The sequence below is a fragment of the Streptomyces sp. NPDC054796 genome (assembly GCF_053611545.1).
In genome coordinates, this window is sequence record NZ_JBSHAO010000003.1 from 219,773 (window position 1) to 236,186 (window position 16,414).

Annotated in this window: 23 protein-coding genes; 2 read left to right on the forward strand and 21 right to left on the reverse strand. The window is 71.0% G+C overall.

The annotated features are described in order from the left end of the window. Positions 1 to 5: 5 nt before the first annotated feature. The 6 genes from ACWGJ2_RS04245 to ACWGJ2_RS04270 all read right to left on the reverse strand — a co-directional run bounded on the left by ACWGJ2_RS04245 (position 6) and on the right by ACWGJ2_RS04270 (position 3,255). Entirely contained in the window at positions 6 to 434 is a 429-nt protein-coding gene (locus tag ACWGJ2_RS04245) for a minor capsid protein (RefSeq protein ID WP_453344394.1), read from the reverse strand. After that, the gene (locus ACWGJ2_RS04250) at positions 427 to 780 is read right to left on the reverse strand and encodes a hypothetical protein (protein ID WP_453344395.1); all 354 of its coding nucleotides are present in this window, start codon (positions 778 to 780) and stop codon (positions 427 to 429) included. The genes ACWGJ2_RS04245 and ACWGJ2_RS04250 overlap by 8 nt, the downstream gene beginning before the upstream one ends. Further along, a complete protein-coding gene (locus tag ACWGJ2_RS04255) occupies positions 777 to 1,097 on the reverse strand; it encodes a hypothetical protein (RefSeq protein WP_453344396.1) in 321 nt (106 codons plus the stop codon). The genes ACWGJ2_RS04250 and ACWGJ2_RS04255 overlap by 4 nt, the downstream gene beginning before the upstream one ends. Further along, a complete protein-coding gene (locus tag ACWGJ2_RS04260; protein WP_453344397.1) occupies positions 1,094 to 1,483 on the reverse strand; it encodes a hypothetical protein in 390 nt (129 codons plus the stop codon). Before ACWGJ2_RS04260 ends, ACWGJ2_RS04255 begins: the two co-directional genes overlap by 4 nt. Before the next feature lie 161 nt (positions 1,484 to 1,644). After that, a complete protein-coding gene (locus ACWGJ2_RS04265; protein WP_453344398.1) occupies positions 1,645 to 2,502 on the reverse strand; it encodes a N4-gp56 family major capsid protein in 858 nt (285 codons plus the stop codon). A gap of 66 nt (positions 2,503 to 2,568) precedes the next feature. Beyond that, positions 2,569 to 3,255 (reverse strand): hypothetical protein, encoded by a 687-nt coding sequence (locus ACWGJ2_RS04270; protein ID WP_453344399.1) that lies wholly within the window; start codon positions 3,253 to 3,255, stop codon positions 2,569 to 2,571. A gap of 171 nt (positions 3,256 to 3,426) precedes the next feature. Here ACWGJ2_RS04270 and ACWGJ2_RS04275 point away from each other — a divergent pair, with 171 nt between their 5' ends. Continuing rightward, a complete protein-coding gene (locus ACWGJ2_RS04275; protein ID WP_453344400.1) occupies positions 3,427 to 3,819 on the forward strand; it encodes a hypothetical protein in 393 nt (130 codons plus the stop codon). Positions 3,820 to 3,849: 30 nt separating this feature from the next. On the opposite strand, the gene ACWGJ2_RS04280 is transcribed toward ACWGJ2_RS04275, so the two are convergent. Continuing rightward, the gene (locus ACWGJ2_RS04280; protein ID WP_453344401.1) at positions 3,850 to 4,029 is read right to left on the reverse strand and encodes an Rmf/CrpP fold protein; all 180 of its coding nucleotides are present in this window, start codon (positions 4,027 to 4,029) and stop codon (positions 3,850 to 3,852) included. A gap of 3 nt (positions 4,030 to 4,032) precedes the next feature. Beyond that, positions 4,033 to 6,087, reverse strand: a complete 2,055-nt coding sequence (locus ACWGJ2_RS04285; protein ID WP_453344402.1) for a phage minor capsid protein — start codon at positions 6,085 to 6,087, stop codon at positions 4,033 to 4,035. A gap of 108 nt (positions 6,088 to 6,195) precedes the next feature. Here ACWGJ2_RS04285 and ACWGJ2_RS04290 point away from each other — a divergent pair, with 108 nt between their 5' ends. Further along, positions 6,196 to 6,342: a hypothetical protein gene (locus tag ACWGJ2_RS04290; protein ID WP_453344403.1), complete on the forward strand. Its 147-nt coding sequence runs from the start codon at positions 6,196 to 6,198 to the stop codon at positions 6,340 to 6,342. 4 nt (positions 6,343 to 6,346) lie between these two features. Here ACWGJ2_RS04290 and ACWGJ2_RS04295 read toward each other — a convergent pair whose 3' ends face one another. From ACWGJ2_RS04295 to ACWGJ2_RS04355, 13 genes are all read right to left on the reverse strand, one after another. Continuing rightward, positions 6,347 to 7,819: a phage capsid protein gene (locus tag ACWGJ2_RS04295; protein WP_453344404.1), complete on the reverse strand. Its 1,473-nt coding sequence runs from the start codon at positions 7,817 to 7,819 to the stop codon at positions 6,347 to 6,349. A 472-nt stretch (positions 7,820 to 8,291) separates the two neighbouring features. Next, a complete protein-coding gene (locus ACWGJ2_RS04300) occupies positions 8,292 to 9,545 on the reverse strand; it encodes a PBSX family phage terminase large subunit (protein WP_453344405.1) in 1,254 nt (417 codons plus the stop codon). Positions 9,546 to 9,551: 6 nt separating this feature from the next. Further along, positions 9,552 to 10,076 carry a helix-turn-helix domain-containing protein gene (locus ACWGJ2_RS04305; RefSeq protein WP_453344406.1) on the reverse strand — a complete coding sequence of 175 codons (525 nt, stop codon included), beginning with the start codon at positions 10,074 to 10,076 and terminating at the stop codon, positions 9,552 to 9,554. 128 nt (positions 10,077 to 10,204) lie between these two features. Next, complete coding sequence (locus ACWGJ2_RS04310; protein WP_453344407.1) at positions 10,205 to 10,516, reverse strand: hypothetical protein; 312 nt, start codon at positions 10,514 to 10,516, stop codon at positions 10,205 to 10,207. Positions 10,517 to 11,377: 861 nt separating this feature from the next. Beyond that, complete coding sequence (locus tag ACWGJ2_RS04315; RefSeq protein ID WP_453344408.1) at positions 11,378 to 11,713, reverse strand: hypothetical protein; 336 nt, start codon at positions 11,711 to 11,713, stop codon at positions 11,378 to 11,380. 83 nt (positions 11,714 to 11,796) lie between these two features. Next, positions 11,797 to 12,552, reverse strand: a complete 756-nt coding sequence (locus tag ACWGJ2_RS04320) for a hypothetical protein (protein WP_453344409.1) — start codon at positions 12,550 to 12,552, stop codon at positions 11,797 to 11,799. A 61-nt stretch (positions 12,553 to 12,613) separates the two neighbouring features. Continuing rightward, positions 12,614 to 13,723: a hypothetical protein gene (locus ACWGJ2_RS04325; RefSeq protein WP_453344410.1), complete on the reverse strand. Its 1,110-nt coding sequence runs from the start codon at positions 13,721 to 13,723 to the stop codon at positions 12,614 to 12,616. Positions 13,724 to 13,858: 135 nt separating this feature from the next. Continuing rightward, a complete protein-coding gene (locus ACWGJ2_RS04330) occupies positions 13,859 to 14,635 on the reverse strand; it encodes a hypothetical protein (RefSeq protein ID WP_453344411.1) in 777 nt (258 codons plus the stop codon). Between the two features lie 21 nt (positions 14,636 to 14,656). After that, the gene (locus tag ACWGJ2_RS04335) at positions 14,657 to 14,878 is read right to left on the reverse strand and encodes a hypothetical protein (RefSeq protein ID WP_453344412.1); all 222 of its coding nucleotides are present in this window, start codon (positions 14,876 to 14,878) and stop codon (positions 14,657 to 14,659) included. Then, complete coding sequence (locus tag ACWGJ2_RS04340; protein WP_453344413.1) at positions 14,875 to 15,339, reverse strand: hypothetical protein; 465 nt, start codon at positions 15,337 to 15,339, stop codon at positions 14,875 to 14,877. The genes ACWGJ2_RS04335 and ACWGJ2_RS04340 overlap by 4 nt, the downstream gene beginning before the upstream one ends. After that, positions 15,336 to 15,485: a hypothetical protein gene (locus ACWGJ2_RS04345; RefSeq protein WP_453344414.1), complete on the reverse strand. Its 150-nt coding sequence runs from the start codon at positions 15,483 to 15,485 to the stop codon at positions 15,336 to 15,338. The genes ACWGJ2_RS04340 and ACWGJ2_RS04345 overlap by 4 nt, the downstream gene beginning before the upstream one ends. After that, complete coding sequence (locus ACWGJ2_RS04350; protein ID WP_453344415.1) at positions 15,482 to 15,928, reverse strand: hypothetical protein; 447 nt, start codon at positions 15,926 to 15,928, stop codon at positions 15,482 to 15,484. The genes ACWGJ2_RS04345 and ACWGJ2_RS04350 overlap by 4 nt, the downstream gene beginning before the upstream one ends. After that, on the reverse strand, positions 15,928 to 16,347 hold the full coding sequence (locus ACWGJ2_RS04355) for a hypothetical protein (RefSeq protein ID WP_453344416.1): 420 nt from the start codon (positions 16,345 to 16,347) through the stop codon (positions 15,928 to 15,930). The genes ACWGJ2_RS04350 and ACWGJ2_RS04355 overlap by 1 nt, the downstream gene beginning before the upstream one ends. Positions 16,348 to 16,414: the final 67 nt, after the last annotated feature.

The following is a 16,414-nucleotide window of genomic DNA, read 5'->3' on the forward strand; positions in this document are numbered from 1 at the left end:
GCCTCCTATTCGGGGCGGTGGATGGTGGGGGTCCACACGGACAGGTCGAAGTTCACGACGTGTTCGTGTCGGCCGGAGGAATCGGGCCCCATGGGGGCGGGGGTGCCGCGCGCGGCGGCGAGGATGAGCCACGTACCGTCGGCGAGCTCGGTGTCGGTCAGACCGTTCAACTCGCCGTAGATGGCGGTGCAGCGGCGGCGGGAGACGCGCGGATCGGGCCCGCCCCGCACGCGCACCTGTAGGCGGTACACGTCGTCGGGGTTGCGGGCGTCCTGGGCGCCGCCGTCGTACAGCCAAAGGGCGACCGCGGCATCGGGGGCGGGCGGCATGGTCTCGACGAACAGATCACCGGTCGTGCCGCCCGGGTCGTAGGTGACCAGGCCGCGCGCGGCGAGCAGGCGGGCGACGCCGTCGAGCGGGTCGAGGTCAGCCACGGAGCGACCTCCGCAGCTCCGCGGCGATGATCTCGGCGACCGCGTCGGCCTGCTCTGTGAGGGGGCGTTCGAGGTACTTCGCCGTCCGACCGGCGTCGTGCCGGTAATTCAGCTCCTCGTGTTGCCTGATCGCATACGCCGTGTCGTACGCCACGGCGGCCGTGAGCTGCGACTCGTCGACCGTCGCGACGCCGCTCCGTTCGAGGGTGGCCTCTTCGATCGGGACGACCTTCCGCGACTCGGTGAGTACGTGCTCGGCGGCGATCCGCAGACCTCGCACGGCCCCGGCACGGGTGCCGCGCATGGCGGCCTGTCCGTTCCATCTGAGGCGGGAGCGCTGCGTCACTCGGCGCTCACCTCCGTGCACTGCGGCACCGGCAGTCCCGGCGCGGTGTGGTGGGCGACGGCTATCGCCTTGGTGATCCGGCCGTCGGGGAGGGTGATCCGCGACTCCGCCGGACAGTCGAGGCCGGGCTCGGCGATGATCTGTGCGGTGCTCGTGACCTGTCGGCCCTCGCGGTCGCGGACAAGCCGGATCTTTTCTCCGACCAGGGCGGGCACGTCCTCGACCGGCGGCCCGTACTTCTGGCCGTACGCGCTGTCGCCGAGGTACGGCTCGAATGTGATCCGGTGGCGGAGCAGCCATCTGGGGACGCGGGTCACCAGATCACCCCCGGCAGCAGTCCGGCCCGCCGTAGCGCGCGGTGCGCGCGGGGGGCGAGGTCCACGTCGCCCGCGGCCGTCGGGCCGTCCTTGCGGCCGGATAGGGACACGGGGCCGATGCTGACGGAGTCCCATCGGCCAGCCGCGCCCGTGCCGTCGTCCCCGGTCGCCTGCTGGTACTCGACCTGCGCGCACACGGCGTCGGCGAGGGCCTGCCGGGTGTCGGAGTGTGTGGGCATGCCCGTGGCGTCCGAGGCGTAGACGGCGGCGAGTAGCGCGTCGTCCACGTCTTCGCTGGCACGCGCAAGCAGCCGCTCGGCATCCGGCGGTGCCGGGTCCCCGGTCCACGCCGTGAGCTGTTCGGGGGTGGCGTAGATCCGGGGCACCGCTCACCCCTCTTCCGTGGTCTTGCTGCGGGAACGCGAACGCCCCGCGGTCTTGGGCTGCGGGGCGTCTGGCGAAGTGTCCGACGTGCCGTCGGACTCGGGCGGCGTGGTATCGGGCGTGGGGCCGGACGGCATGCCCTGGTGGTAGCGACGGAGCATCATCACGCGCCGCCCTCCTCGGTGGCGAGGGTGCCGACGCACACGCCCTTGTCGTCGAGCCGCTTCACCGCGTAGTGCATGTTCGTAGTGATCACGGTCGTGCGCTTGAGGATGTCGCGGTCGGTCTCGACGATCGGGGCCCGCTTGTAGAGCAGGCCGAGGCTGTTGGTCTTGAGCATCAGGAAGCGGCCCGCAGTCACCCGGTCCGTGACGATGACCGGGATACCGGCCAGGGCGCCGATCGTGCCCGTAGTCACAGGGATGGAGGTCCCGAGCTTGGACGCGTCCGTGAACTGCGGGTCGTCCCACACCTGCGTGCGCTGAGAGCTGTTGATGAAGACGCCCGCGAAGTCGGAAGGGTCGAACTCGTCGCCGAACATGCCCGCGGCGTGGTTGATCACCTTCCACGAGAGGGCCGTCTCGGTCGCGGCGTACTCGTAGGGCTTGCCGCCTCCCTGCGCGGTCTCGTCGGCCGCGGCCTGCTTGATGAGGTCCGCGTCGACCTTGCGGGCGGCGAGGATGCCGAACTGACGCTGTGCCTCGCCGCGCGGGTCGCCGAGCGCGGTCAGCATTGCCTTGTCCGAGATCTCCACACCCTTACCGGCTTCCTTGATAGTGGCCGAGCTGCTGCTCTGGCCCATCACGGACGTGCCCATGGCGACGGCCTCGGTTAGCTCGTCGAGCTCGCCGAGCGCGCCCCACTTCGGGAAGTTGATCGTGTCCCCGGGCTGCCCCACGAGGGTGTTGTCGGTGAGGACGGCGGACGATCCGCCGACGCGCACGGCGCCGGTGAACCGGGCCTGTGCCATGTCGGCCCACACCTCGGGGACGATCAGGTTCGCGGCCTTGGTCTCGGCCATGACGGGTACTCCTTCTCTCCGGCGCGGCGCCGGGCGGGGTGGGATGCCCGGCGGCGGGTGCCGGGATCAGGAAGCGGCGAGGCGCCGGTATGTGTCGGGTGCGCTCTGGAACAGCTCGGCGCGCTGGGCGTAGTCCATGGCGGCGAACTGGGCGGCGGTGACCCCCTGCGACGGGGGCCCGCCGAACTCGGCGCCCCCGCGCGGCGGCCCGGCGGGCTGGGCGGCGAGCTTCGGGTTCGCGGCGACGGCGGCCTCGACGGCGGCGCGCACGGCGGCCGTGTCGGTCGGGTCGAGCTCGGCGACGGCGTCGGCGAACTGGCGGGAGTCGAGCAGCGCGTCGGGGTCGCCCCCGGCCTCCCGCGCGGTGCGGTACACGGCGAGCTCGACAGCGGTCGACCTTGCCTGCTCCTGCGCGGTGCTGAGCTGCTGCGTCAGCTCCTCGGGCGTTGCCTGCTGCCCGGCCTTGCTCGGGTCGAGAATGCCGAGCAGCTTGTCGGCGAGCTCCTGGCGCGCCTCGTCGGCGGCCTTCTGCTTCGCCGTAATGCGGGACTTGCCCGCCTCGGCGCGGGCGGCGGCGAGCTCGGATTCGAGGCGCGCGACCTGCGCGGCCGTGTCCTCGCCCTGCTGCTGTCCCTCGCCGGTCGGCGGCGCCGCGGGCGGGGTCGGCTTCGGCGCAGTGCCGGTCGGGCCCTGCCCGCCCTCACCTGCCGGTGCGCCCTGCTGCTGGCCCGGGGCGCTGTTGTCGTCGCTCATGGCGTGCACTCCTGGTGCGATCGAACCCGCTCCTGGCGGGTATTGAGGCATGTAAAAGGGCCTGCTCCTGGCGGGCCCGTGGGCAATGCAGTGGGCTTCCATCGTCGAGTGAGCCCTGTTCAACCTGGGCATGTCCTGAACGTGTTGGGCACTGAGTGAAGGGGGGAACACATGCCGAAGAATGATGATGAGATGTTCGCTCTGTGCGTATTGTTGCTTTTTATGGCGACCGTGCTGTCGATACGGGCAAGATTCAACGTGACAGAGCGAAATGCCCGAGTGCTCAAGATGATCGCCAACGTCATCTGTGGGACCGTCAGCACGTTGATTGCTTTGTTTCTCGGGCTGCACTGGGCTCTCATTCCCAGCCTCGTACTTCTCACAGGATCGTTTGTCGCCCTGGTTGTTGTGTCAGTGCAGGGGCTTCCTCGGAGAGCAGGGCCGGGGGGTCAGAACGACGCCGAACCCCTCCGCAGACGGCTGGCAGAACTCGCCAGCATCTTCGGCGCGCCTATGGCCGTCATCTCTTTCGTGGCAACTGTGTACTTTGAGCTCCGCTCTTAAGGAGCAGGAGTTAGAGACTGCCGACCGTTCCTATAACTGGCGCGCCGGGCGTGTCTGTGTGCTGAGCGGTCGCGTCTCGGCGTAGCCGCGAATCCACGCTCGCCGCAGCAGGGAGTCACGCGGGTGCGGGCAGGCGGTCGGCCGGTCGCCGCGGCGGCCTGCGTCGCGGCCGTCGGTCACGGCGCGGGCGATCTCTTCACGTGTGCCCACGAGCTACCTCCGCTGCTGTTCCTTGGCGTCGTTGTAGCGGGCGGACGCGGCCCAGCGCTGGGGCTGGCCGGTGGCCTGCTCGACGAACTCGGCTTGAGTCATTCTGCCGTGCTCGCTCCACCAGCGGCGCAGTTCCTCGGAAGCGCGCGCGTACGCGATGCGCGCGGGCCCAGAGAACAGCGACACGGGGTCGACTCCGGCGGCCTGCGCCTTCTTGTTGAGTAGGTAGCCGCGGCAATCGTCCTCGGCGGCGAGGTACTGCGCGTACACGTACTCGTCGTACAGCGCCCGCGCCTCACGCCGTGTCAGACGCCGCTGCTCGTCGGACGTGTCGTGCGTCGGACCGTCGGACGTGTCGGACGGCTCGGCGTCTGCGGCCCATGCTCCCCACCCTTCCGGGTCGGGCGCGGGTGCCATCGCAGCAGCGAGCGCGTTCCGGTCGGCGAGCAGGTCGAGCACTGCGTCGCCCGTGTCCGACGGGGCCGGGAGCGGTACGCCGTCGCGGCGGTCCATCTCGGCGGCGATGCGGGCGAGCTCGTCCTCGTTGGCGTAGGACATGGCCCATGCGAGCTCGTCGTCAGACACGTCGGACAGCTCGCCGAGCAGATGCCCGCCGGGGAACAGCCGCGCGAGCAGGTCGCGGCGCGCGGCCTCGGCGGCGAGCAGCGCGAGCATTGCCGGGTCGGCGTCACGCGCGCGGGCGGCGAGGTCGGCGTCGGACAGGCCGACCAGCTCCGGCCGCACACCCGGCAGGCGGGCGGCGAGGTCGCGCCGGTCGAGCTCGGCCTCGACGCGGGCGAGGGCCCGCTCATCGAGGATGCCGGAGCGGACGGCGGCGGCGAGCTGGTCGTCGCTCATCTCCCGTATGGACTGCTCGTCACCGGACCACGTACGGGCGGCCTCGACCTGCTCCGCGGTGGCCTCGGTCCGGCTCGGCGGAAGGTTGGAGGCGCCGGGCTGCTCGCGGGCAGGCAGGCGGCGAAGGTCCGGGTGCGCGGCGAGGTGGTCGCGCATGGCGGCCTGCCACTGCCGCACCTTCGCGCGGGCGGCGCGCTTGGCCTCGGGCGTCGGGGCGGCGGCCTCACGGTTCTTGTGCTTGCGGATGTTCCGTTCGATGGCGCGCTGCCGCTGTCCGGCCTCGTACCCGGCAGGGTCGCTACGAGCCGGCTCGGCGCGCGTCAGACCGGGCGTGTACGCGCTGGTGCTGTGACGGCAGTTCGGATGCTGGAGGCCAGCACGGCGCGCTTCATCGAGCGATCCGGCGACACGCACCGACACCATGCGGCCGTCGTCGACGGCGTGCTCGACCTCGACCGTACGGGCGCCGGGAGGCCCGTCGAGCGTGAGCACCTTGCCTTCCCACGGGCGGCAAAGGGGGCACTCGCGCGGGGAGTCGCTGACGACGACGAGATCGATACCCGCCTCGGCCAGCGTGCGCGTGTGCGCCTCGGTCGCCGCGCGCGCCGTCGCCGTCCGTACGGCCATCTCCGCGTACGACGTGAGTTGCCAGCGTCGGCCGGAGCGGTCGCGGAAGCTGGTGATGCCCCGGTCCGCGAAGCGGCGCATCGCGTCAGCCGTGGCCTGCCTGCGGGTGGCCGTGCCCAGAGAGACCGCGGCGACCACTTCAGAGACGACGGCGCGGAACCCGTCGACGATGGCGCGCAGGATGCTGCGATGCGTCGAGGTGATCCGGTCGACGGTCTCGGCCGCGATCCGGTCGACGGCCTGCGCCTGCGGGGCGATCTCGTCGACCAGGCGGCGGCCGTCGTCGTCGAGCGCCCCCAGCTCCGCGACGGCGGAGCGGTGCCCGACGTTGTACGCCTCGGCGACCACCTCGAACACTTCGAGGTCCACGGCGGTACCGAGCTGGTCGACGACGGCCTGAGACGCGCGACGGAGCTGCTGCACGGCGGCGAGCTTCCGCTCGGCCCACCCGGGCGCCTCCAGCCCGGCGGCGAGCTGCCGCGCGATCAACTCAAAGAGCCGCCGCTCGGCGTCCGCGTACAGGTCCCGCGTGCGCTCGGCCAAGGGCTCGACCATGCCCGGATGGATCGGCACGGACGTACCCCCTTCGTGTGGAGTACATCACACACCACCCGCTCTGACCTGCGGTGATAATCCCGTGTCACGTAGCGGGCAAGTCGTCGGCTGGGCAAGGGTGCCCGCGTGACACTGAATCTCGCGGTGCGAGTCGCCGTCGGCATGTTGTGCCTGGTTGTTGTCGGGCTGATCGCGGTCGTGATGCTGGGGCGGGACACGGAGCGGAGGGAGCGCGCCGAGCGCGTCTTGCGCATCCTCTTCCGTGCCGAGTAGCCCGTCACATGGGGTACGTGCCGACGGGGTCGGGTGCGCCCGCGCCGGTCTCTGCGAGGATCGCGGCGACCTCGGCCCGTACGGCGGTGTCGTCCCACTCCGGGTGCAGGATCTTGACCTTGGTGGCGGTGCTTACCGCGCCTGCGCGGTTGAGCAGGTCGAGCGTGGTCGCGGTGGTCTGCTCGGATTCGGCGACGCCGTCGCCGAACTCGACCTTCGGGCGCTCCGGGGTGATCTTCGCGCCGAAGTGCTGCACGTCGAGCTGCAACATGACGTGCAGCATGTCGGCGAGCGGGTGTCGGACATAGCCAGTCTTCTTCTTCCGCGTCACCATCGACCGTGCGTCGCGGCTGTCCGACTCGGTCGCGGTGATGGGCTGCCCGCCTCCGTCGAGACCGAAGCTCTGGGCGGAGTACCCGGCGGACTGGGCGGCTTGCCGCATGAGCGCTTCGGCGGTTCGGTGGTGCTCCTCAACTCGGATGGCGAACTGGTTGATCGTGATCCCCGCGCCGTCGTTGGGCGGCATCTTCAGGGAGTGCCACACCTCGCGGTCGTCGTCGAAGCTGGCGCCGTGGCCGGGACCGTGGTCGCGTAGGTAGCCGTCCGGAACGATGAGCCGTGCGCGGGCGAGGCGGATGTCGCGCATCCAGCTTGTCCACGTCTCGTCGAGCGCGTCGAACTGGTCGTACACCGGGGCCGCGAAGTCCGAGCGGCCGAGGGGCGCCCCGCGGTGCCGCCGGTTGGGCAGCATGTTGGGCACGTAGGCGGCCGTCAGATCGCGTATGCCGGTGGCGATGCTGACGCCGTCCTCGCTGAGAGACGGCACGAGCGTGGCCGTGTCGGCGTGTTCGGTGAGCGGCACCGGCCTGCCGACGTTGTCGGCGGTGCCCCGGTAGAGGGCGTGCACGACAGAGCCAGGCTCGTTCCGCTCGAAGTGCCGGAAGACGGTGTGCGCGTCGCCGCTGTCCAGCTCGCGCCAGAACGTCACGGCCCTGAGCATCCCGAACCGGAACTCGGGTACGGCCGCGTCGGGCTGCACCGCTTCGAGGATGGGCCGGGGCGCAAGTTCGCGGTCCCACGTGGCGCGCAGGTAGATGCCGGAGAGGGCGGCAGCCTGCTCGGTGGCCGACAGCATCACCTGCTGCACGCGGCACTCGTCGAGCAGCACGTCGAGGCGGGCCTGTGTGGTCTTGTCGTCGACGGCGATGGCGGGCATGTCCGCGAACAGCAGGTCGGCGCTTGTGGAGGCGATATCGCCGGGCAGGGGTATGTGCAGCCGGTTGTCACGCCGCGGGTGGTGGTCGACGGACTTGCGCCCCCACAGGCGGCGCCGCTCGGCGTGCTCCTGGTGGTGGCCGTAGACCTTGGCGAGGCGGCGCCGGTCGCCGCTGTACCAAGCGTCGTCGACGGCGATCTCGCGGTAGACCTCGGCCCACTGCGGCGGCGGCCACGGGGCGCCAGACTCAGGGAGGGGCATGGTTCCTCCGATGGTGATCAGTCGCGCGCCTGGCGTATCTTCCGCCCCATGAGCGAAGAGCCGTTCACGCGTAATGAGTTGAGTGGATGCGTCGGGGGACATGCCGTGCAGACGGGACCCGTGCACGGCGACGTAGTGCTCGGTGGCACACCCATCAGCCCGGAATCGCAGGAGGTGCGGCGTCGCTGGGAGCAGCGACAACGCGAGATCTTGGACGCGGAAGCAGTCCAAGCTGCCAATGATCAGAAGCGTTGGAGCAAGTACGTGGCCCTTGCCCGCTTTCGTCGACGCTGCTCAGTCCTCTTCATGTTGCTGGCTGGCACCGTAGTGTTATGGGAACAGGTGAATGGGTGGCGGTTGCCTGGGTGGCAACAGTTCTCGGCGCTACCTGTGTTGCTGCTGGGCGTTCTCAGTCCGTACACGTGGGCGCGTTGCACATGGGTCATCAATAGGTGGGAATCAGGTAAGACGATCAAGGTTCCGCGTTCCCGGTTGTATTGGTGAGCAGTTGCCGCCACTCGTGCGCCGTGCTGTGGACGACGTAGCGCAGTGCGTCGGCTGAGTGGTCGTCCACTTTCAGCGGCTTGTCTTCGCCGCGTTCGGTCGCCTTGGGGTCCCAGCAGTAGGCGGGCAGTTCGTCGAGCAGCCCCTCGCAACTGCGGTGCACGAGAAGGCGGTCGGCGGCGAGCAGCGAAGAGACGGAGCGGATTCCGTCCGTAACCTCGTTGGAGGCGCGGGCGATGCCCTCGGCGCCGTCGGCCCACATCTGCGTGATGAAGCTCGCGGCGCTCGGGTCGATGAACAGCCACTCGGGCGTCACTTCCTGACGATGCAGCCAGGCGCGGACGGCGGCGCTGTACTGAGCATCGGTCATCTGCCGGTGCGTGCTCTTGCTGTCGTGGCGCCACTCCGCGCACGCGTACAGCCGGTCGTCGACGCCGAGGCCGAGCAGGATCACGCTGGTTGCGTTGGTGGTGCCGTAGTCGACGCCCGCCCAGTAGCGGCGCATCTCCGGCAGCTCGTCGACGACGTGCCGCGCCTCGGCCCACATGTCGTAGATGGCGCCCTCAGCGACACACCACGCGCCGTCGATCATCCGGCGGCGCCACAGACCGACGTGCTCGGCGGAGAGGTCGGCGACGTACTCGGGCGATAGCGACGGGTTGTCGGACAGCTTGAAGTGCCAGGCGCGCAAGTTCAGTTCGGCCGCGCGGTCGAGGTACCCAACCTTCAACCAGTGGCGCGGCGAGTCCGGGTTCGTCGTCGCGTACAGGCGCGCCCCGGGAACGCTGAGGCGGGCGAGGAGCTGCGTCCAAAAACCCTCGGGCATGAGGGTGGCCTCGTCGACGTATGCGAGCTGCGCCGTCAACCCTCTGAGCCTGCCCTCGGCGCGGGTGTCGGCGGCGCCGATCAGGTGGACGGTGCGGCCGAGGATCGTCGCCGTGGTTGCGCCGCGGGTGTGGTGCACGTGCTTGGCGAGCGGGCCGAACAGGGCGCCGTCCTGCAAGGGCTCGAACACGTTCCGCTCGATCGTCTGCAAGCTGCGCCCGCACACGATGATGAGTCCGGAAGGGCCCGCCGTGGCGACGGCGATGACGAACGCGAGTAGCGAGGCGATCGTCTTCCCGCTCCGTACGCTGCCGTGCCAGAGGTTGATACGGCGGGTGGCCTGGCCCACGCTGCGCAACTGCTTGCGGGAGAGGGGCAGGCGGTCGAGGTTGAGCACGTCGGCTCACCCCCCGTCGGCGCCCCCGTCGTCCGCGTCGTCGTCGGCTGCGCGGGTCAGGGCCTCGCCGAGCGCGCCCAGCATCGACCGCACCTGTTCGACGCCCTCGCCGCCCTGGGCGGGGGCGAGCTTGAGGGACTGCTGAATGGCGGTGCCGGTGGCGGCGATGATGGCGCGCTGGTCGGCGAAGCGGGGGCGGTCGAGGTGGGCCTCGTGCCACTCGCCGTCGCGTCCGGCGAACTCGCCGTAGGTGGTGGGTTCCCAGAGCTGGGCGCGTAGGCGCTCGGCGTCGGTGTGCAGTGCCTCGGCGAGCTGGGCGCGGCGGGCGGCGAGGTCGGCGCGGCGTACCTCGGTGGCGACGGCGACCTCGGCCGCGCGGTCGAAGACGAGCGGGGGCTCGAATGCGGCGGCGATCTTCGAGACGGTCGAGGGGGAGCGTTTGAGCTTGCGGGCGATCACGTTGCGGGCCTTGCCCTGCGCGTGCAGGCGGCGCACCGCGGCGCGATCTGTGTCAGTGATGGGGCGCGCCATGGGGTGTCACCTCCTGCACGCGGGCATGCGAAACGCCCCGCCACTCGGGGGATGTGGCGGGGCGTTAGCGTCTTCCGGGCATGCCGGGGACGCGGCCGATTAGATCACGGAACGATAACGGCCCGCAACTAGTAGCGGGGCTGCCCGGGATACGGGGGCTGCTGCTGGCCGTACGGTCCCGGCTGATGCTGCGGCGGCGGCCACGCGCCGGACTGCTGCACGGGCGGCGCGTACTGCTGCGGCGGCGGGATGTACGCGGGCGCCCCCTGCTCGCCCGGGACTGGGCCCGCGTATCCGTCCGGCACCCGCGTGACGGTCACCCGTCGGCGGCGCGCCGCGAGGTAGACCGGCGTCCACAGTCCGACGGTGCACACCATCAGCGTCCAGTGGAAGGCGATGAGTAACCAACCCATCTTGCGGCGGGTCTTGATCCTGGGCATGCGGCCCCCTCCTGTGGTGAAAACGTGTGCCCCGTGTGACCCTCTGGTGTGGTGGAAGGTTGCACGAAGGGGCAGGGGGACACATCTGCGTGCGAGCGCGACCAGGCCGGAACGTTACGGGGGCCCTTTCTCCTCGTAGTGGGGGAAGAGCTTCGCGCCCCCGCGCATGCGGGAGGGGGGTGCTACTGCTGCGAGTAGCACCTAGGCGAACGTCCTTGCTCCCCGTGTATCTGGCGCTGGTCTCCCCAGTAGCTAAGACCGGATCTGGTGTTGGGGGCGTTTCCGCAGTCCATTGGTGCTCGGAGGGTCTTCCGCGGGGGTGACTGAATTCATGGGTTCCACAAACTGTGCTACTTCCCCGCACGGGACGGCGGCGCTCGGCTAGCCTGGGGCTAACGTGCACGCGATGCACACTGTCATGCGTGTCACACGGGTCCCCAGGTGACTGGGGGTGGAATACGGAGAAGAAGTGCGTCATTCCGGTCCCCAGGCGACTGGGGAGGGATACGGAGAAGGGGCCGCAGTGCTGGAACACTGCGACCCCGGTTGCGCTGTTCAATCCGTTGTGATGGTTGGTACGGACCCGTGTGGGTGCCCTAGTGCCTGATCAGATCGAGCAGTAATCGCCAGATGCTGATCAGGAACGAAAGGAACCCCCACGGGGCCGAACCCTTGTTCGATGACATGCTCGCTTCACCTCCCTTCGTGCTGGAGGTCGGCGAGTGACGAGTCGGTCACCTGGGACGCGACGATACGGCGTCGCGCGGTGCGCTGGCGGGCCTTTCCGTGATCCTGTGGACAACTGCGCCGCTGTGGACAACTTGGCTCTAGCTGGCCGCTTTTCGCGCGCGGGGCGCGGCGTTAGATGGCGTGGGCGATGGGGGTCTCGCGTACGTGTGGGATGGCGGCTCCTGCCGGGTCGGGCACGGTCTCGGGCGTGCCGTCCGGGAGTGCGTAGCGCACGGCGATGATGTGGGGCGCGGTGCCGTCGGGTGCGTCGGTGTAGTCCCACGCGCGCCGGTAGGCATCGGCGAGCAGGCGCACTGCCTTCCGCAGGGGCTCGGCGGCTTCGCCGTGGGCGTGCATGAGCACGGCGAGATCGTCGCGCATGTCCTCGTCGAGGATGCGGACGGACACGGGGCGGCCGACGGCTGGCGGGGTCGGCGGCTTGCGGCGGCTAGGGTTGGTGTCAGCCATGGTCGGGGGTGTCTCCCTGCTGTGGTGAGTCGGGCCCGTACGGCGGTGAGGTCGCCAGTGCGGGCCCGCGCTGCTGTCGTGGGCTACTCGCTGTCGGGCTGCGCCTGATGCCGGGCGACGGCGGCGCGGAGCGTTTCGATGTACTGCTCGGCGGCCTCGCGGTGCTCCTCGGGTACGTCGGCGAGGGCGGCGGAGTAGCGGGCGAGAGCGTCGCGGGGGTCGCCGCCTGTGTCTGCGTCGGCCGCGACCGCGGCTTCGACCAGTGCCGTGACGCGCTTCTGCCGCTCTATGCGGATGACCTCGTACACGCGTGAGCTGGTGAGGCCGAGATCGGCGGCGATGCGCGGCGGGCTCATGCCGCGGTCCGCCGCAGCCATGATCACGCGGGGTGTGGCGGCCTTGGCGGCTTCTCCGGCGATGCGTAGCACGCGCACGTCGTCGAGGTCGAGCTCGTCGGCGAGTTCGTCAAGGAGAGCGGCCCGGGTCTCGGGCTTGGCGTAATCCTCGGCGATCAGATGCACGTATGCCAGGGGGTCCGCGTCGGTCGGGTTCGGGTCACCCGCAAGAGCGCGCCTGGCTACGACCTCCCGTTCGTGCTGCACCAGCAGTTCGAGCATCTGGTCGCGGTACTTCTCAGCGATGGGGCGTTCGGCTTCCGCTTCGTCGCGTCGGCTGATCTCGACCGAAGACAGTGCGTCGGACTGCTGGGCCGCGGCCATGCCTTCGACGGCGGCCTGTTGACCTTCTGGAGTGGTGGGGAACTTGCTTGCGTCGGCGCGCTCGTAGTGGGCGACGGCTGGCTCGTTGTCGGGCTCGGGATGCTGGTCGTTGGTGCTCATACGGTGCTGCTCCCTGGCTGGGGTCGGGGCCCGCCCCGCGGGTGCGGGGCGGGCCGGTTGGTCAGGCGAACAAGGCGCCCTGTTCGTCGACGGGGCTGAGGTCGAACAGGACCTCACCGGTTGGCGTGCTGGGGGTGCCGGTGATCCAGCCGCCGCGCCACGTGCCGTTGTCGGGCTCGGGCTCGGCGCTGGCGGCATGAGCGTCTGTCGCGTCGTCGGCGGGAGTGCTGCCCGCGGCGGTGCCGTCGTGCTCGACGGCGTGACGCTCGGCCTGCTCGGGGGCGACCAGGGCGGGGTATGTGCGGGCAAGATAGGCGTCGACGCTCGCGCGGGTGATCTCCGGGGCAACGGTCTCGGCCTTGATGCGGGCGCGGGCGTGTCCGGCGCGCTCTACCCACAGCGCGGCGGCCTCCCGCTCGGCGGGGGTGGCCTCGTCGGTCGTGAGCAGTGCCTCGGCGTGCTCGCTGATGACGTGCAGCACGTCGAGCGTCGGCCGGATGATCAGGGCGTTGCCCTGGCCGCTGCGTCCGGCGGCGAGCGCTTCGCGGGTGGCCTTGCTCATGGGGTCGGCGTCGTCCGCGCCGGTCACGATGCCGGTTCCGTCGAGGTAGTCGACGAGGGCGGCCGGGATCGTGACCTCATCCGCGCGGGGGGCCTCGGGCGCCGGGGCGGTCTGCTCGGCTCCCGAGGTGACCCAATACCGGGTTGCAGTGCCCCAGAGCGTCACCTCGTGGCCGTCTGCCGTGGTGCCGTACCGGACGCCGCCCCGGCAGGTCATGTCGGTGATGGTCATGGACTCGGTGGCAGGGGTGTCGTTCCGGCGCAGCGGGGTGCCGTCGTGGGTGTGGATGCGGAAAGGCGTCTCAACGCCTTTCAGGGTCCGCCACTGGGGCTGGGGCGTCTGGTCGGCGGCGGCCTGCTCGGCGGCTTCGGCCTGGCGCTCGGCGAGCTTCTTCACACACCGGTCGTGCACCTTGAAGAAGGGCTGTGCCTCGATGTGCTCGCGGGAGTAGAAGTCGCTGATTCCGGCCCGGGGGTTGCTGGTCGTGTGGGCGCGGATGCTGGGGTTGCACAGGGCGCGCCCGTCGGTGTCGAACGCGTGGTGAAGGGTGCGGTTCGTTTGGGTGGCAGCCCAGACGACGGAATCGGTCTCGGTGCGCTTGGTTCCCATGGGGGTGTCTCCCTGTGTGGGTGTGGGCCGGGTGAGGTCCGGCCTCCGCCGGGGAGGTCCGGCGGAGGGGCCAGTGTAGGCACACGTGAGGTGACTTCACAACCCACTTCACAACCGACTTCACAAGACGGCTCACTAGGGTTGGTCGAGGGCCGCGTACAGGCTGACAAGGTCGGCGCCACGCCACGCCCGGCGGCGGCCGTCGAGCGGCACGGGCGCGCCGCACGCTTCGCCTGTCGAGCAGGTGACCACGGGCTCGGCTTCCGCGCGAGTGCGGCCGACCAGCTCGGCGCCGCACCACGGGCACGGCCGGTCGAGAGTGGTCGTGCGCTCATCGCGGCCGAGCGCGTGCTCGACGCACGTGCGGGAGCGGCGGGCGGCGGCGGCGACTTCGTCGAGCAGGCGGAGCGGCATCGGGGCGAACAGGTCGCCGCTCATCTCGTCGAGGGCGCGGCCCTCCAGCCAGACGGCGGCCCAGTGCAGCCCGTACGCGCGTGATCCGGGGTCGGCGCTGGGCGCCTCGGGTGCGGGGAAGCGCCAACGGGCGGGGTCGTCGTCGTCCTGGCCGCGGGTCGGGCGCTGGACGGCGGCGGCGACGGTGTCGGCGAGCTCGAACAGCTCACGCTCGACTGCGAGGGCGGCGTCGAGGGCGTCGAGGTTGAGCGGGGCGGGGTGCTCGCGCAGGACGAGCGGGGCGCGGCCGATCGTCGCGGTGGCGGGCACTTCGTCGAGCTGGTCGTCGTGCGGGGCGAGTTGGTTGAGGAAACCTTTCGCCTCGCGGGGCGGCCACTCCTGCGCGGGGGGCTGCTCGACGGCGAGCAGCAGGTCGCCCCACTGCTCCCGGATGGCGGCGAGGTCGACGGCGGCGCGGCGGCCGACCGGGGCGGGGGCCTGGTCGAGGGCGGTCGTCATGGGGGGTGCGGCTCCTGGCGGTCAGTGCTGGCGGTGGCGGGGTGGACCGTAGGGGGATTGCCACGCGGGCCGGTCGTCCGGCGCGGGCGGCGGGGCGAGAGCGAAGTCGTCGGCGCGTGCGGTACGGGCGGCCTCGGCGGCGCGGGAAAGGGCCTGGGCGGTGGCGCGGAGGGCGGGGGCGATGGCCTCGACGTAGGCGCGCAGGGCCTCGGTGTCGACCTGGGGCTCGGCGGGTTCGGTCACGGCGTTGGCTCCGGGGCGTCGAGGGTCTGCTCGATGCGGTCGGCGTAGACGGTGGCGGCGCCTTGGGGGGAGCCTGCGCGCATCTGGCGGGCGAGGTCGCGTATGCGGTCGAGGGCGGACTCGGCCCGGCCTGCCGCGCGGGCGAAGAAGTCGCACTGCTCGACCAGCTCGTCGAGTTCGTCGTCGGTGATGGTGCTCGCGGTCGGGCGGGAGACATGGGGCTGCGCGGTCGGTGCTTCGTCGACGAATACCGGGACGGTGGCGCCGTTGTGGCCGTGGATGGCGAGAGCGTCGTCGAGGCTGGCCCAGACGACGGTTGAGGCGTGGCCGCCTCGCCACCGGACAACGGCCGTTCCGTCTGTGAAGAGCGCACCTTCGGCCACGTCCCCGGCCCCGGATACTCCGGTGTGGTCGACGGCGCGGCGGAGGACGAACGAGCGGGGGAAGCGGGGGGCGGTCATCGCTGGGTCTCCTGTGCGTGTGCGGTGAGGGCGTGGCATGTGGTGCAGCCGGTCGGGCAGGCGCGGCCCTCGCCGCGCGCGAGGCGGGCGAGGGCGCGGTCGGCGCGCACACGGGTGCGGTGGGCGCGCCATGCGGCGAGGCTCACCCGGTTGCCTGCTTGTGGATGCGGGCCGAGGGGACCTGTGCGCAGCGTCGGCATCGGCGCATCGCCCGCTTCGCCCAGCTCGGCCGGACCGTGACCGGGTCGGCCGTGTGCGGCCTCTCCTCGGCTGCGTCGCATCCGGGGCAGGAGTCGCGGAGGAGCCCGTATCCGTGCGCGCACAACACCGTGCGGTCGGCCGCGGCCTTGGTGGCGTTGTCGTTGACGGGTTCCCAGCGAGTGACGGCGCGTTCGACGTATCCGGACGCGTACGGCGCGCCGGTATCGGCGTCGCGTAGGTGGTTGGTCCAGAAGGTGACGCGGGCGCGGGCGGCGCCGTGGGTGGTGTACGGGCCTTCGTGCCACGTGGCGCGGGGCTTTCCGGGCGGCGTGCTGGTGATGATGGCGCGGAACACGTCGCGGCCGTCGGCGCCGATGTTGCGGGCCATCAGCGGGCTTCCTTGCGTGGGCCCTCGGTGCCGCACGCTGAGCAGATGAACCCGGCGGGCGGCCGGTCGTCGCACTGCGCGCAGGAGTCGAGGGGCACGACCAGGGCCACGACCTCAAGACCGAACAGGATGGCGGCGGCCTCGATGTCGTCGGCGTTCCATGCGCGTGCTCCGGGGCGCTCCAGCGCGTACCAGGACTGTGCAGTCAGGGCGCGGCCGGTCACCGTGGCCCATGCCTGCCCGGCCTGCTCCTGCGTCCAGCGGCGACGGCGGCGCAGGATACGGACGTTGGCGCTGATGATCGCGGCGAGCGTTGTAGGGGTCGGCCGCTCGTAGACGTGCTCGCCGTCGTGCCCGTCGTCCTCGAAGCACTGGCGGCCGTAGGCGGACTCGGCGGTGCGGCACTGTGCTGTGGTCATGGTCTGTCCGTTCAGGGAGGGGGATGTACGGGAGGGGCGGCGCCGGTTCCCGCGCGCGAGAGGGGCG